Source organism: Streptomyces phyllanthi, from assembly GCF_009377205.1.
GTDB lineage: Bacteria > Actinomycetota > Actinomycetes > Streptomycetales > Streptomycetaceae > Streptomyces > Streptomyces phyllanthi.
In genome coordinates this window covers 1-15,464 of record NZ_VJZE01000194.1, presented here as the reverse complement: position 1 = coordinate 15,464, position 15,464 = coordinate 1, and the positions used below count along the sequence as shown (strand labels likewise).

Below are 15,464 nucleotides of genomic sequence, written 5' to 3'. Positions count from 1 at the left end.
GGCGGAGGCCCAGGTTGGAGGGGGCGTCCACGACGACGATGTTCCGCATGGCCCCCATCCTCACCGATGACGGCGACCGGGGGGCCGGAATCAGGTCAGCGGCGCCCCGGCGCCGTGAGGGCCCAGCGTTCGTGGTCCCGCCAGGCCCCGTCGACGTGGAGGAAGTCCGGCGAGAACCCTTCGAGCCGGAACCCGCACCGGCGGGCGAGCGCGATGGACGCCGTGTTGAGGGGCTGCACGTTGATCTCGAGCCGGTGCAGCCCCATGGCGGTGAACGCGTGGTCGACGACGAGCCCGAGCCCCTCGCTCATCAGGCCGCGCCCGGCGGCGTGCGCGAAGGCCCCGTACCCGAGCGCCCCGCACAGGAAGGCGCCCTCGACGATGTTGTTGATGTTGATGAACCCGGCGATGCCCCCGCCGTCCCGCTCGCAGACGAGGAAGCCGACCCGCGTCGGATCCTCGATGAGCCGCCCGGCGTACGCGGCGTACGCGGCGGCGTTGTCGGGCGGAAAGAGCCAGGGGTGGTGCAGTTCCTTGCTCTCCCACACCCGCGCGGTGAACTCGGCACCGTCACCGGGGGTGAAGTGCCGGATCCCCACGCGGGGGCCTTCGGCGAGGTAGCGAACGTTCTCGGACACGCGGCCACGGTACGCCGGAATCCGGGGCCACGGCGGCCGGCGTACGCGCCGCCCCGTCGGCCGCACCCCGCGAGCCGTGCCGCCTCAGCCACGCCGTCGCACGAAGTACGCCCCGCACAGCGCCCCGATCACGCCCATGCCCAGCAGCGCCGTCCACAGCGGCATGGTGACTTCCGGGATGAGCAGCCGGATCCTGGTGTCGCGGGTGTTCTCGAAGATGAAGACCAGCGTGAGCACGACGAGTACGGCCACGCTGATCCGGCCGGGGGTCATCGCCCCGCCACGTGCCGTGCCCGCGGCCCCGCTCGCCCCGCCGCTCTCCTCTGTCCTCGGGCTCATGTGTTCAGGATGCGGCGCGGGCCGCGGTGACGCCCGGTGAGGCGTTCCTCCGGGTGAGGCCTCCTCAGGCCAGGGCGGGCTCGTCCAGCGTCAGGGTGCCCGTGTCCGCGTCCAGTTCGCCGGCCGCCCCGAACGGGATCGTCAGCGCGCCTTCTCCGTGCCCGAACCCGAACTCCTCCACGACCGGCACTCCGAGCCCGGCGATCCGGTCGGCCAGCAGCGCGCGTACCTCCTCGTACGGCGCGCACTCGGCCCAGGAGCCGAGCAGGATCCCGGAGACCCCGTCGAACCAGCCGGCGCGCAGGAGCTGGGTGAGGTAGCGGTCCAGGCGGTACGTCTCCTCGCCGACGTCCTCCAGGCAGAGCAGGCCGCCGCGCGCGGAGGGCCGGGCGTGCGGGGCGCCCAGGTCGGCGGCGAGCAGGCTGAGGCAGCCGCCGAGCAGGACTCCCCTGGCCCGTCCGGGCACCAGCGGGACCGCTCCGGCGGGGGCGATGGTGCGCACGGTCTCCGGCTCGAAGAGCGTGGCCCGCAGATGTTCCTGGGCCCTCGCGCTCTTGAGGAAGTCGACGCCCGCCGCCATCGGTCCGTGCAGCGTGACCAGCCCGGCCCGGAGGGCGAACGCCTCGTGCAGCGCGGTGATGTCGCTGAACCCGACGAACACCTTGGGCCCCGCGGCCCGCATCGCGTCCCAGTCGAGCAGGTCGACCACCCGCTGCGCCCCGTAGCCGCCGCGGGCGCACAGCACCGCGTCCACGGCCGGGTCGCACCAGGCGGCCTGGAGATCCGCGGCCCGGTCGGCGTCCGTGCCCGCCAGGTAGTCGAACGCGGAGTGCCGGTCGAGCACATGGGGTGCCACGACGGGTTCCAGGTCCCAGCCGCGCAGGAGGTCGAGCCCGGCGCTCAGCCGCTCCTCCAGGACCGGCCCGCTGGGTGCGACGACGGCCACCCTGGCGCCGGGGGCGAGGCGGGCGGGCCGGGTCAGCGGGACCGGCCGTGCCGGTGGCGTCGATGGCGTCACTTGGCGAGCTCCAGGGTCGGGACACCGGGTGGGTCGAGGACGAAGACCTGTGCGTACAGGGAGAGTTCGGCTTCCAGTACCCGCACCATGGTGTCGGCCCTCCGGAATCCGTGGCCCTCGCCCTCGAAGGCGATGTACGCGTGCGGCACCGGCCGTCCCTCCAGCTTCGCCAGGAACCGTTCGCTCTGGGCGGGTGGGCAGATCACGTCGTCGAGTCCCTGGAGCAGCAGGAACGGTGCGGTGATCCGATCGGCGTGCTCGGCGGGCGAGCGCTCCGCGTACCGTCCGGGCACCTGGTCGAGCGGTCCGACGAGCGTCTCCAGGTAACGGGACTCGAAGTCGTGGGTCTCCCCCGAGCCCCAGCCCGTGAGGTCGAGGATCGGGTAGAGGACCGTGCCGCAGGCGTAGACGTCGGTGGTGGCGAGGGACGCCGCCGCGGTCCAGCCGCCCGCGCTGCCGCCCCGGATGGCGAGCCGGGCGCGGTCGGCGGTGCCCTCGTCGGCGAGCGCGAGCGCGACGGCCGCGCAGTCCTCGACGTCGACGACGCCCCACTGCTCGCGCAGCCGGTCGCGGTACTCCCGCCCGTATCCGGTGGATCCGCCGTAGTTGACCTCGGCGACACCGATGCCGCGCGAGGTGAAGTAGGCGATCGCCAGATCGAGGACCAGCGGGGCCCGGCCGGTGGGGCCGCCGTGCGCCCAGATCACGTAGGGCGGCAGTTCGTCGCCGGGTGCCAGGTGATCCGGGTTGTGGGGCGGATAGACGTGCGCGTGGATCTCGCGCCCTGCGGGTCCGTGGAAGGTGCGGATCTGCGGCTCCGGGTAGTACGCCGGGTCGACCGGGTCGTCGTGCGCGGCGCCGATCACGCGCGCGTGGCCGGTCCGGGCGTCCAGCTCGACCACCTCGTACGCGCTGCGGGGGCTCGCCCCGATGCCGAGGACGCGGGAGCCGCGTGTGGCGAGCGCCGGCGCGAACTCGGTCCAGGGGCCCGCCGCGTCGACGACCTCGCCGGTCTCCGGGTCGAGGATGCCGAGCGCGGTGGCGCCCCGCCCGTGCACGACGGCGATCAGTCCGCTGTCCAGCGGCGCGAACCAGCGCCATCCGATCTTCCACAGCGGTCCGCCGAACTCCTCCTCGCGGGTGCAGAGGGGCCTGGCCCCGCCCTCCTGTCCCACCGCGTACAGGTTCCACCAGCCCGTGCTGTCGCCGGCGTACACGAGCGTGCCGTCGGCGGCCCAGTCGGCCTGGGCGACGGACTCCTCCGGGCCGCCCGCCACGGTCCGCGGCTCCGCGAGCGTGCCGTCCCCGGTGACGTCGGCGACGATCAGTTCGGTGCCGTCCCAGGGCATGCGCGGGTGGTCCCAGGCGAGCCAGGCCGCCCGGGAGCCGTCGGGTGAGAGCCGGGGGCCGGTGACGAAGCGGTGGCGCGCCCCGGTCAGTTCCCGTACGGCGTCCCGGTCCCGGGCCGCCGAGCCGTCCAGGGGCACCGCGGCGAGGACCCGCCGTACGTCCGTGGGCCCGTCCCCGGTGAACTCCTCCAGGACGCACCACACCTCGTCCCGGTCGAGCCGGAGCAGGGGGTCCGCCCAGCGCAGTCCGCCGCCCACGGGGGACACCGGCGTGAGCGGCCGCGGTTCGCCTCCCTCCTCGTACCGGTAGAGGCGCTGGTCCGCGAAGTTCACGAACACCACCAGCGGCTCGCCGTCCCGCTCGGCTCCGGCCCACGGCTGTCCGCCGTACTCGACGACCCGGCTGCGCACGTTCCACGGCGCGTCCAGCACCGACTCCTCCGTGCCGTCGGCCCTGCGCCGTACGAGTGTGCGCCGTCCGCCCTCGGTGGGCCGTGGCTCGGTCCACCAGGCCTCCTCGCCGACGAAACCCACGTACTCGGGGTGTCCGTCGTGCGCGGCGGCCATCGACGCGTCGATCGGCGAGGGCCACGAACCGAACGCCGGAGTCCGCACCTCGTCTCCTCGTCCTTCGGGCACCTGCTCCCCCAATCCCGTGGGCACCGTTTCCCCCTCTCCCCGTCGGTACCGCGTTCCCGGTCCCCTACGCCGTCGTCAGGAAGCGGTTCAGAACCCGTACCCCGAAATGCAGTGCCTCGACCGGGACCCGCTCGTCGACACCGTGGAAGAGCGCCGCGTAGTCGAAGCCCTCGGGCAGCTTCAGCGGCGAGAACCCGTAGCCTGTGATGCCGAGGCGCGAGAACTGCTTGGCGTCCGTGCCGCCCGACATGCAGTACGGCACCACATGCCCCTCGGGTGCGAACTCCTCGACCGCGGCGCGCATCCGCGCGTACGTCACCGAGTCCACCGGTGCCTCCAGGGCCACCTCCCGGTGGTGGAACTCCCACTCGACATCGGGTCCGGTGAGCCGGTCGAGGGTCGTGCGGAACTCGTCCTCGCCGCCGGGCAGATATCTGCCGTCCACGTACGCGACGGCCTCCCCGGGGATCACGTTGATCTTGTAGCCGGCTTCCAGCATGGTCGGGTTGGCGCTGTTGCGGACGGTCGGCTCGACGAGCGCGGCGGCCGGTCCGAGCTTGTCGAGGAGCCTGTCCACGTCCTGGAGGCCGGGCTCGATGCCGTACAGGACGGCGAGTTCACTCAGAGCGGCGCGCACGGTCGCGGTGAGCCGGACGGGCCACTCGTGCGCGCCGATGCGTGCGATGGCCTCCGCCAGCCGGGTCACCGCGTTGGCGCGGTTCACCTTGGAGCCGTGGCCCGCGCGTCCGCGCGCGGTGAGTTTCAGCCAGCCGGTGCCGCGCTCGCCCGCGGCGATGGGGTAGAGCTGCCGGCCGGCACCGTCGTGGAAGGTGAACGCCCCCGACTCGCTGATGCCCTCGGTGCAGCCCTCGAACAGTCCGGCGTGCTCGTCGGCGAGGAACCCGGAGCCGTCCTCGGCGCTCGCCTCCTCGTCGGCGGTGAAGGCGATGACGAGGTCCCGCCGGGGCCGTACGCCGTGCCGTGCCCAGGCGCGCACGACCGCGAGGATCATCGCGTCCATGTTCTTCATGTCGATGGCGCCCCGGCCCCAGACCACGCCGTCGCGGATCTCCCCGGAGAACGGGTGCACGCTCCAGTCCCCGGCCCGGGCGGGCACCACGTCCAGGTGACCGTGGACGAGCAGCGCGTCGGCGGACGGGTCGGTGCCCTCGATGCGTGCCACGACGTTCGTGCGCCCCTTGGCACGCTCCAGCAGGGTGGGCTCCAGTCCGGCACCGGCCAGCTGCTCCGCGGCGTACTCGGCGGCGGGCCGCTCCCGGCAGTCCCCGCCGCCGCGGTTGGTGGTGTCGATGCGGATGAGGTCGGACGTGAACCGCACGACCTCGTCCAGTGCCCGCTCGTCTACGCACCCGGCCGGTCCGGGCGTGCTGTCAGCCATACTGCTCCTCCACCGCGGCCGAGACGATCGTCGTGACCGCCTTGAAGGTGCGGATGCCCTCGTACATGGTCGCGCTCGTATAGGCGACCTTCCTCTCCCCGATACGGTCCACACCCGGGACGACGGTGGCGGCCGTCACGAGGTGCTCCGCGTCGAACTCCAGCGCCACGGTGAACGGCCCGCCCCGGGCCGGTTCGTGCCGCACCGCGAGGGCCGCCGCGTCCTTGGCGGCCGCCCGGATGTCGGCCGCGGTCCTCGCCGGTGTCCGGCACACCGCCGCGTACCGCGACACATGGTCCTTGACGGCCACCTTGAGCGCCCCGGGCGCGTATCCGAGGGCGTCCTCGCAGGCCACGTCGTCACCGGTGACGAGGACGACGGGGACTCCGTACTCGGCGGCCACGTGCGCGTTCAGCAGCCCCTCGCTCGCCCGTACGTCGTTGAGCCACACCCCGGTGATGGAGTTCGCGAGATACGTGTGCGCGAGGACGCCCTCCATCCCCGCGCCCGCGTGGTAGCCGACGAACGCGATGCCGTCCACGTCCCCGTGCTGCACGCCCTCGACCATGGACAGGGCCTTGTGGCGTCCGGTGAGCATCCGGGCGCGCTCGTCCAGCCGCTCCAGCAGCAGGTTGCGCATCGTCCAGTGCGCCTCGTTGATCAGCACCTCGTCGGCCCCGCCGTCGAGGAACCCCAGCACGGCCGCGTTCACGTCGGAGGTGAACATCGCCCGGCACCGCTCCCACTGCGGCGTCCCCGGCAGCACGTCGGCCGGCCAGGTGACGCCGGTGGCTCCTTCCATGTCGGCGCTGACGAGGATCTTCATGAGGCGTCACGTTACGCGTCGGCGGGTGCGCCTGCCACGAAGAGGCGGGCAGGTTCGGACGTCACGCCGGCGTCAGGTCCCCGTTCCGCGGGCCCTGGCGATGCCCTCGACCTCACGCCGTAGGCGCTCCCGCTCCGTGTCGCCCTGCTCGGGTTCGGCTCCGCGTGTGCGCGCCGAACGGGTGGGGGAGATCATCTTCAGCGCACCGCCCCGCTCCCCAGGTCCTCGTACCCCAGCTCCAGATCCCGCGCCGTCCTGCCGCCGCCCACGACCTGGAGCGCCGTCGCGACGGGTGGGTAGCCCGAGGCGATGACCGTGTACTCGCCCGAGGAGAGGCCGGCGAACCGGTACGTCCCGTCGGTGCCGGTGGTGAGCGTGCCGACGACGGTGCCCGTGAGGTCGAGGAGGGTGACGCGGGCGTCCTCGACGGGGCGGCCGCCGTCGGTGCGCACCGTGCCGGACAGGACGGTGGCGCCCGCGAGTTCGATGTCCTGACGGGACTCGCGGCCGGACCGGACGGTGACGGGGAGGGCGGCCGCACGGAAGGTGTGGGCGCCGACGGAGAGGGTGTACTGACCGGCCGTCAGGTCCGTGATGGCGTAGTCTCCCCCGGCCCCGGTGCGGGTGGTGGCGACGACCTGTCCATGGACGTCGGTGAGCGTGAGGCTCGCGTCCCCCAGGGGGCATCCGCCGGTGGTGACCACGCGGCCGGCGAGCCGTCCCGCGCCTGTGAGCACCATGTCGAGTTCCACGGGCCGCTCCCCCACGGTCACGGTCACCGCCTGCGGCTGGTGGCCGCCCACCGAGGCGACGAGCACGTACGAGCCCGCCCCGGGAGCGGTCAGCGCGTACCGTCCGTCCTCGCCGCCCGCGCCGCGCCCGATCTGCAGTCCGGTCGCGTCGATGAGGGTGAGCGCGGCCCGTGGGACGACGGTGCCGTCGTGGTGCCGGACCGTGCCGCGGACTGCGACCTCGCGGGCGCAGGGGGAACGGACGGGTGGAGGCACGGCGGAGGGCGTGGGCCCGGCGGGGGCGTCCGGGGACACCGGCGGGGCGCCCTTGAGGAAGAGGGCGAGGAGCAGGCCCAGACCGAGGACCGGCACCAGGAGCAGGAAGGTCCGGGGCACGGCGTCGGCGTACGCGCTGATCTGGCCGTCGCGCAGCGCGGCGGGCATGGCGTGGACGAGCCGTGGGGTGAGGGGCTCGGGGGCGGGCAGGCCGGTGCCCGCGCGCGTGGGCAGGCGGTCGGCGAGCCGGTCCGCCACGAGCGCGCCGCAGAGCGCCACGCCGACGCCGCCGCCGAGCTGCCGGAGGAAGTCGTGGGCACTGGTCGCGGTCCCGACGTCGGCCGGGCGCACGGAGTTCTGCACGGCGAGGACCAGCACCGGCATCACCATGCCGATACCGGCGCCGAGGACGGCCGTCCAGAGACCGAAGTGCAGCCGGGGCGTGCCCGCGTCGAGGCGCGAGAGGAGCCCCGTGGCGGCGGCGGAGAGGGCCGTACCGAGGATCGGATACGTCCTGTAGTGCCCTGTGCGCCGGACGAGTTGGCCCACGACGACCGACGCGCCGACCATTCCGGCCGTCAGCGGAAGCATGAGCAGCCCGGCCTCGGTGGCCGTGGCCCCGCCGGCCAGTTGCAGGTACGTGGGCAGACAGCCGCCCGCTCCGAAGAGCGCGATCCCGATGGCCAGGCCCACCAGCCCGGCGACGCTGAAGACGGAGCCCCTGAACAGCCGCAGGGGGACGAGCGGTTGTGCGGCGCGCCGCTCGGCGACGAGGAAGAGGGCCGTCGCGACGGCGGCTCCCGCGGCGAGCCCCAGGATGACGCGCGAGTCCCAGGCGTACCGGGTGCCGCCCCAGCCCGTGAGCAGCACCAGGCAGGTCGACGCGGCGGCGAGGAGCAGCGCCCCGAGGACGTCGGGGCGGCCCTTCGTCTCCGGCTTCGGTGACCTCGGTGCGAGCGTGACGGCTGCGAGGACGACGAGCCCGCAGGGCACGTTGAGGTAGAAGCACCACCTCCAGGAGAGGTGGTCCGTGAGGTAGCCGCCCAGGAGGGGGCCCGCGACGGAGCCGAGTCCGAACGCGGCGCCGACGAGGCCCAGGAAGCGGCCCCGTGCACGGGCGGGCACGATGTCCGCGGTGATCGCCTGGGCGCCGGCCAGGAGGCCGCCCGCGCCGGCTCCCTGGAGCGCGCGGAAGGCGATGAGCTGGTCCATGGTGCGCGACCAGCCGGCGAGTGCCGAGCCCGCGACGAAGAGGACGACCGCGATCCGGAAGGCTCTCCGATGCCCGTAGAGGTCGCCGCACCTGTGGTGGACCGGCAGGGCGACGGCGGCGGTGAGCAGATACGCGGTGAGGGCCCAGGAGATCCTGTCCTGGCCGTGCAGCTCAGCGGCGATCCGCGGGAGCGCCACGGCCACCATCATCTGCTCCAGCGCGGCGAGCAGCAGCGCGAGCAGGAGCCCGGAGAACACCAACCCCAGGCGGCGCGGGCCGAGTTGGACGGCCGGCTCCTCGGGCGGCGGGGCCTGCGCCCAGGAGGGTGCGGCGGCCGGTTCCGCCTTCGCCAGAGTGATCCCGCCCATGTGCCGCTCCCCTCGTCACACCCGCTGCGCGGTTCCCGCGTTACGCGACAACTGCCAGCAGGTGCGACGGGTTACGGCGTGGACCGGGGCACGCCCCGAAAGGGGCGCGGGGGCCTCGGCCCGGCTACTTCTCCACCTCGGCGGCGAGCTTCGCCAGGATCAGGTCGTAGATCCGGCCGAGGCCCTTGGGGGCGAAGGTCTTCTCGAAGAAGCCGCCGATGCCTCCGGCGCCGTTCCAGACGGTGGTGACGACGACACGGGACCTGCCCTCCCCGGCCGGGGTGACCCGCCAGGTGGTGACCATGGAGGAGTTGCGGTCCTTCTCGACGAGCTCGCCGTCGGTCGGCTCGGTGACCTCGAGGAGGCAGTCGCGGACGCGCTTGCTGGTGGCCTGGAGCTTCCAGTGGACGAGGGTGCCCTCGCCGTCGCCGCCCTCACGCACCTCGTACTCGCTGAAGTGCTCGGGCAGCAGCTTCGCGCGGGTGCCGCTGTAGTCGGCGATGGTGTCGAACACCGTCTCCGCGTCCGCAGCGACGACTCGCTCCGTGGTGGCCTCGACCTGCGCCATTGCACTTCCTCCAGCACTCGGTGTTGCTCGGGTCGGGGAAAGCCAACCATCAGGCGGCCGAGCCGCCCAAATCGGGGTCCGTACGCGCCCTCGAACAGCGCCCCGGTACGGGACCGGACGAGACCTTCACACGACATTCGAAAATGAGTTCGCACGATCAAGAGAACGTGTGTTCTATTCTGTGGCCAGTGCTACCGAGGAGGCGCCCATGCGCTGGGACCATCTGGCCGAGAACCCCGCCCCGGCCCGCGACGCCGCGCTGTTCGGCGCGGACGCGGTGACCACCCGCACCTTCGACAGCCCGGAGTTCCGCGGCATCACCTTCCACGAGATCCGGGCGAAGTCGATCGTGAACCGGGTGCCGGGCGCCTCCCGCATGCCCTTCGAGTGGACGGTGAACCCGTACCGCGGCTGCACGCACGCGTGTGTCTACTGCTTCGCCCGGAAGACCCACAGCTATCTGGACCTCGACACGGGCCTGGACTTCGACTCGCAGATCGTCGTGAAGGTCAACGCCCCGGAGCTGCTGCGCCGCCGGCTCGCCTCACCCCGCTGGTACGGCGAGCACATAGCGATGGGCACCAACGTCGACTGCTACCAGCGCGCCGAGGGCCGCTACCGGCTGATGCCGGGCATCATCGCCGCCCTGCGCGACCACGCGAACCCCTTCTCGATCCTCACCAAGGGCACGCTGATCCTGCGCGATCTCGACCTGCTGAAGCAGGCGTCCGAGGTCACCGAGGTCGGGATCTCCGTCTCCGTGGGCTTCACCGACCCCGAGCTGTGGCGCACCGTCGAACCGGGCACGCCCGCCCCGGAGCGCCGCCTGGACGTCGTCCGCACCCTCACGGACCACGGCATCGGCTGCGGGGTCCTGATGGCCCCGGTGCTCCCGTTCCTGAGCGACCACCCGGACCGGCTCCGGGCCACCGTACGGGCGATCGCGGCCTCCGGGGCCACCTCGGTGACACCCCTGGTGCTGCATCTGCGGCCCGGCGCCCGCGAATGGTTCATGGCCTGGCTGGAACGGAACCACCCCCATCTCGTGCGGCGTTACGAGCGGCTGTACGCGGAAGGCGCGTACGCCCCCAAGTGGTACCAGCGCCGGATCACCGGACAGGTGCACGAGCTGGCCCAGGAGTACGGCATGGGGCCCACGCGCGCGGGGCTGCCCCGCAGGATTCCGGCGCCCGAACCCGAGGCCCCCGGCCTTCCGGTACCCGGGCTTCCCGCTCCCGGCCTTGCCGCGCCCGAGTCGACAGCGACGGCGACGGCGACTCAGCTGACGCTGCTCTGACGGCATCTGACGGCGCGGCAGCGCTCGAACGCCTCCTTCGCCCCGTTCGGGTCAATATTGAGCGGAAAATGCTTTTTGAGGCGCCCCTTCCGGGACGATGCGACGCAGGCCGTGGCATGCACGGCTCATGTCCTTCGTCCTGGGAGACCAGACATGAAGAAACGCGCAGCTGCCTTGTGCGGCGCCGCCACCGTGATGGCCGGGATGGTCACGTCCGCCCCGGCCGGCGCGAGCGCCGGCTCCGCGTCCGCACCGCGCACCGTCCAGAACACCCCCGCGGCGAAACCCACCTGGAAGAACTGCCGCACCGAGGACCAGCCGACGCTCCAGTGCGCCTCCCTGAAGGTGCCGCTCGACCACACCAGACCGCGCGGGCGGCAGATCACGCTCGCCCTCTCCCGCGTTCCGCACACCGCGAAGAAGTACCAGGGACCCCTGCTGGTCAACCCGGGCGGGCCCGGCGGCAGTGGTCTGACGCTGGCCGGGTTCGTCGCGTCCTCGCTGCCGAAGGAGGTCGCCGCGCAGTACGACGTCATCGGCTTCGACCCGCGCGGCGTCGGCGCCAGCAAGCCCGCTCTGGACTGCCGGCCCCGGCACTTCTCTCCGGTGCGGCCCGACTCGGTGCCGAGCACCCCGGCGATCGAGAAGGCCAACCGCAACCGGGCCGAGGCCTTCGCCAAGGCCTGCGCCACCAAGTACGCGGACCTGCTGCCGTACATCGACACGGTGAGCGCCGTGAAGGACATGGACGTGATCCGGCGGGCCCTCGGCGCCAAGAAGATCAACTACTTCGGGTACTCGTACGGCACCTATCTGGGCGCCGTCTACGCGAAGCTCCACCCGAGTCGCGTACGGCGCGTGGTGCTGGACTCGATCGTCGACCCCACGGGCGTGTGGTACGACGACAACCTCGCGCAGGACTACGCCTTCGACGACCGCCACAAGGCGTTCATGGCGTGGGTCGCCCGGCACGACGCGGCATACCGGCTGGGCACCGATCCGGCGGCGATCGAGGCCGAGTGGTACGCCATGCGCGAGGCGGTCGCCCGGAAGCCCGCGGACGGCGTCGTGGGCGCCTCGGAGCTGGAGGACACCTTCGTCCCGGGCGGGTACTACAACGGCTACTGGCCCTACCTCGCCGAGGCGTTCGCGGCCTTCGTGAACGACAAGAACGACGATCCGCTGGTGGAGGCGTACCGGAACTTCGCCGCCGTCGACTCCTCGGGGGACAACGGCTACAGCGTCTACGCCGCGGTGCAGTGCCGTGACGCGTCCTGGCCGCGCGGCTGGAAGCAGTGGGGCCAGGACAACTGGAACGTGTACGCGAAGGCGCCGTTCATGACCTGGAACAACGCCTGGTACAACGCGCCGTGCGCGTACTGGCCGACGAAGTCGCTGAAGCCGGTCGACATCACCAACTCCACGCTGCCGCCGGTGCTGCTGTTCCAGGCGACGGACGACGCGGCCACCCCCTACCGGGGCGGTGTCACGGTCCATCATCTGCTGCGCGGTTCCAGCCTGGTGGTGGAGGAGGGCGGCGGCAACCACGGCATCACGCTCAGCGGCAACGCCTGCCTCGACAGGCATCTGGCGGCCTACCTGACCGACGGCACGGTGCCGCGCGGCGGAGGCGAGGCCGACGCGGTGTGCGACCGGCTGCCGGACCCCGAGCCGCAGACCGCACAGCCGCAGACCGCGAAGGCGCAGACCCCGAAGGATGCGCCCCCGTCCTCACGGGGCGCGACGCTGCACGGTCTGCTCGGCTTCCGCGGCTGATCCGCCCGCGGTCCCGTCGGGGCGGTGCCGGACCTGGGTCCACCGGGGGGGGGGACAGACCGATCAGGCCCACGGTCCCCCCTCCCTCCCCGACGGGTTCACCTTCCCCTGCCCAGACGCAACAAGCCGGTCGGCGAGACCGGCGCACCCCACGACCGCCGCACCTGCGACATGGCGGCCCACACCGGGGCCTGACCCCGGCTCACCGGCCGGGCAGCCGCTTCAGCGCGCCCGCCGCCGCCTCCGCGAGGGCCGGGTGGGCGAGCGCCTCGTTCAGCACGGGACGGGCGCGGCGGTCGCCCAGCGCGCCCAGTCCCTCCACACAGGCGAGCGCCACCCTGCGGTACGGATCGTGCGGCCTGAGCCGCCGCGCGAGGGTGGTGATCAGCGCGGGCACGGCCTCGGGAGCCCGCAGCACCACCAGGAGACGTACGGGGTGCAGGGCGTAGGCGACGCGGAGTTCGTTCGTGGCGAGCGCGGCGGCCGCCCGGGCGGTGCGCGGGTCGCCGAGGCGGGCCAGGGCGTACGCGGCGGAGGCGCAGCGCGGTGGATCGCGGTGGTTGAGCAGCAGGACGAGGGACTCGAAGGCCCGCCGGTCGCCGGCGAGGCCCAGCCGGAAGGCGGCCAGCTCCCGCGCCCACAGCGGCTGTCCGGGCTCGGTGAGCACGGCCGCGAGGTCGTCGTGGCTCTCGGTCGCCACGAGCCGGTCGTATGCCGGGGAGGCACCGGCCTCCCGCCGTAAACGCTCCGTGAGTGATCGCAACTCTTCGTCCATGACGCCGAGCGTAGGCGCGCTCGCCGGGGACGTACATCACAAACACAAGGGCTGGCGCGCTCGTTACCCACCGGTTAAGCTCAGACGAGCGAGCTACCCGCTCGCGTATCTCCTCATGGCGGCCTGGTGACGCAGCCGCCCTGAGAGCAGTCGGTTCGGTACTTCGGGTACCTCAGTACGACACGGCTCCGGGACAGGGCCGGTCGGTCATCACCGTTCGCCCGGCGTGTGCACGCTCGTGGCGACGGCACCGGGCGTGTGCGCATGCAGCCCGATCACACCCGCACTCCTTCGCACCCGGTGCGCCCTCCGGCGCACGCGGGCGCGCTCCCAGTCGTCACCCTCATCCCTGGAGTCCGCGATGGCCACTCCCCTGTCCGACACCCCCCTGTCCCCGCTCAAGACGATCGCCGTCGTCGGTCTCGGCACCATGGGCTCCGGTATCGCCGAGGTCCTGGCCCGGGCCGGACGCGAGGTCGTCGGCATCGACATCAGCGAGGCGCAGGCCGCGAAGGCCGTCGCCGCCCTGGAGTCCTCGACCGCCCGTGCCCTGGAGCGCGGCCGGATCAGCGAGCGGGAACGCGGCGAGACGCTGGCCCGCTTCCGCACGTCCACCGACCTCGGGGCCGCGGCCGACGCCGATCTGGTCATCGAGGTGACACCGGAGTCGTACGAGATCAAGCAGCAGGTCTTCCGTGAGCTGGACGCGGTCGTCCGCCCGGAGGCCGTGCTCGCGACCGGCACCAACGCGCTGTCGGTCACGCGCCTGGCCGCCGACTCGGCCCACCCCGAGCGGGTGCTGGGCATGCACTTCTTCAACCCGGCCCCGGCGATGAAGCTCGTCGAGATCGTCTCGTCCGTGCTCACCTCGCCCCAGGCCGTCGCCGCGGTCACGGACCTGGCCGTCGAGCTGGGCAAGGAGCCCGTGGCGGTCGGCGACCGGCCCGGGTTCGTCGCCGACGGACTCCTCTTCGGCTATCTCAACCAGGCCGCCGCGATGTACGAGGCCAAGTACGCCTCCCGCGAGGACATCGACGCGGCGATGCGGCTGGGCTGCGGACTGCCGATGGGCCCGCTCGCGCTGCTCGACCTGATCGGCATCGACACCGCGCGTACGGTCCTTGACGCCATGTACGCCGCCTCGCGCGACCGGCTGCACGCGCCCGCACCCATCCTCAAGCAGCTCAGCGAGGCGGGTCTGACGGGCCGCAAGTCGGGGCGCGGTTTCTACACGTACGAGGCGCCCGGCAGCTCCACCGTCGTGCGGGACGCGCTGACACCGCTGTCCGACGCGCCCACGGTCTCCGGCCGCACCGTCCGCTCCGTCGGCGTCGCCGGTTCCGGCACCATGGCGTCCGGGATCGCCGAGGTGTTCGCGAAGGCCGGGTACGTCGTCGTGCTCGCCGCGCGCAGCGAGGAGAAGGCGCGGGCGGCCAAGGCCCGTATCGGCAAGTCGCTTTCACGCTCTGTCGACAAGGGACGGATGACGGCCGAGGCGGCGGCCGGGACCCTGGACCGGATCACCCCGGCGGGCTCGTACGACGCGTTCGCGGACGTCGACCTCGCGTTGGAGGCCGTCGCCGAGGACCTGGACGTCAAGCGGCAGCTGTTCACGACCTTCGACAAGGTCTGCAAGCCGGGCGCGATCCTCGCCACCACCACCTCCTCGCTGCCCGTCGTCGCCTGCGCCCGCGCCACCTCGCGCCCGCAGGACGTGATCGGCATGCACTTCTTCAACCCGGCCCCGGCGATGAAGCTGGTCGAGGTGGTCCGCACGGTCCTGACCGCGGACGACGTGCACGCCACGGTCCGCGAGCTGTGCACCGCCGTCCGCAAGCACCCGGTGGACTGCGGCGACCGGGCCGGCTTCATCGTGAACGCGCTGCTGTTCCCGTACCTCAACAACGCGGTCAAGATGGTCCAGGAACACTACGCGTCGCTGGACGACATCGACGCGGCCATGAAGCTGGGCGGCGGCTACCCGATGGGCCCGTTCGAGCTGCTCGACGTGGTCGGCCTGGATGTCTCGCTGGCCATCGAGCGGGTGCTGCACCGCGAGTTCCGCGACCCGGGTCTGGCTCCGGCGCCGCTCCTGGAGCACCTGGTGGCCGCGGGCTGCCTCGGCCGCAAGACCGGCCGCGGCTTCCGCGAATATGCCAAGCGCTGAGCGGCCCGGCGACTGGTTCAGAGGCGGCGACGACTGGGGAGGGCTGCTCGATCCGGGCAGCTCCACCCCGCCCTCCCGACGCAGG

Annotated in this window: 13 protein-coding genes; 3 read left to right on the top strand and 10 right to left on the bottom strand. The window is 72.8% G+C overall.

From position 1 onward, the window contains the following. Positions 1–95 precede the first annotated feature (95 nt). The 9 genes from FNH04_RS24915 to FNH04_RS24880 form a co-directional block, all read right to left on the bottom strand. Complete coding sequence (locus FNH04_RS24915; protein WP_322723772.1) at positions 96–638, bottom strand: GNAT family N-acetyltransferase; 543 nt, start codon at positions 636–638, stop codon at positions 96–98. A gap of 84 nt (positions 639–722) precedes the next feature. Then, a complete protein-coding gene (locus FNH04_RS24910) occupies positions 723–977 on the bottom strand; it encodes a DUF1049 domain-containing protein (RefSeq protein WP_194236804.1) in 255 nt (84 codons plus the stop codon). A gap of 64 nt (positions 978–1,041) precedes the next feature. Then, entirely contained in the window at positions 1,042–1,995 is a 954-nt protein-coding gene (locus FNH04_RS24905; protein ID WP_322723770.1) for a S66 peptidase family protein, read from the bottom strand. Beyond that, a complete protein-coding gene (locus FNH04_RS24900) occupies positions 1,992–3,911 on the bottom strand; it encodes a dipeptidyl-peptidase 5 (protein WP_152787867.1) in 1,920 nt (639 codons plus the stop codon). Before FNH04_RS24900 ends, FNH04_RS24905 begins: the two co-directional genes overlap by 4 nt. A gap of 136 nt (positions 3,912–4,047) precedes the next feature. Then, a complete protein-coding gene (locus FNH04_RS24895) occupies positions 4,048–5,382 on the bottom strand; it encodes a M20/M25/M40 family metallo-hydrolase (protein WP_152787865.1) in 1,335 nt (444 codons plus the stop codon). Continuing rightward, on the bottom strand, positions 5,375–6,208 hold the full coding sequence (locus FNH04_RS24890) for a M55 family metallopeptidase (RefSeq protein WP_152787863.1): 834 nt from the start codon (positions 6,206–6,208) through the stop codon (positions 5,375–5,377). The genes FNH04_RS24895 and FNH04_RS24890 overlap by 8 nt, the downstream gene beginning before the upstream one ends. Positions 6,209–6,280: 72 nt before the next feature. Next, on the bottom strand, positions 6,281–6,403 hold the full coding sequence (locus FNH04_RS48695; protein ID WP_265580209.1) for a hypothetical protein: 123 nt from the start codon (positions 6,401–6,403) through the stop codon (positions 6,281–6,283). A gap of 2 nt (positions 6,404–6,405) precedes the next feature. Further along, positions 6,406–8,796 carry an MFS transporter gene (locus tag FNH04_RS24885; protein WP_152787861.1) on the bottom strand — a complete coding sequence of 797 codons (2,391 nt, stop codon included), beginning with the start codon at positions 8,794–8,796 and terminating at the stop codon, positions 6,406–6,408. Positions 8,797–8,920: 124 nt separating this feature from the next. Beyond that, positions 8,921–9,364: an SRPBCC family protein gene (locus tag FNH04_RS24880; protein ID WP_152787859.1), complete on the bottom strand. Its 444-nt coding sequence runs from the start codon at positions 9,362–9,364 to the stop codon at positions 8,921–8,923. Between the two features lie 208 nt (positions 9,365–9,572). Between FNH04_RS24880 and FNH04_RS24875 the strand changes: the two genes are divergently transcribed. Together FNH04_RS24875 and FNH04_RS24870 are read left to right on the top strand one after the other, a co-directional pair. Continuing rightward, complete coding sequence (locus FNH04_RS24875; RefSeq protein WP_152787857.1) at positions 9,573–10,661, top strand: Rv2578c family radical SAM protein; 1,089 nt, start codon at positions 9,573–9,575, stop codon at positions 10,659–10,661. A gap of 153 nt (positions 10,662–10,814) precedes the next feature. Beyond that, the gene (locus tag FNH04_RS24870; RefSeq protein WP_152787855.1) at positions 10,815–12,437 is read left to right on the top strand and encodes an alpha/beta hydrolase; all 1,623 of its coding nucleotides are present in this window, start codon (positions 10,815–10,817) and stop codon (positions 12,435–12,437) included. 202 nt (positions 12,438–12,639) lie between these two features. Here the strand turns inward: FNH04_RS24870 and FNH04_RS24865 are convergent, their stop codons facing one another. Further along, positions 12,640–13,212: an adenylosuccinate lyase gene (locus tag FNH04_RS24865; protein ID WP_152787853.1), complete on the bottom strand. Its 573-nt coding sequence runs from the start codon at positions 13,210–13,212 to the stop codon at positions 12,640–12,642. Between the two features lie 361 nt (positions 13,213–13,573). On the opposite strand from FNH04_RS24865, the gene FNH04_RS24860 reads away from it, so the two are divergent. Continuing rightward, complete coding sequence (locus FNH04_RS24860) at positions 13,574–15,379, top strand: 3-hydroxyacyl-CoA dehydrogenase family protein (protein WP_152787851.1); 1,806 nt, start codon at positions 13,574–13,576, stop codon at positions 15,377–15,379. Positions 15,380–15,464: the final 85 nt, after the last annotated feature.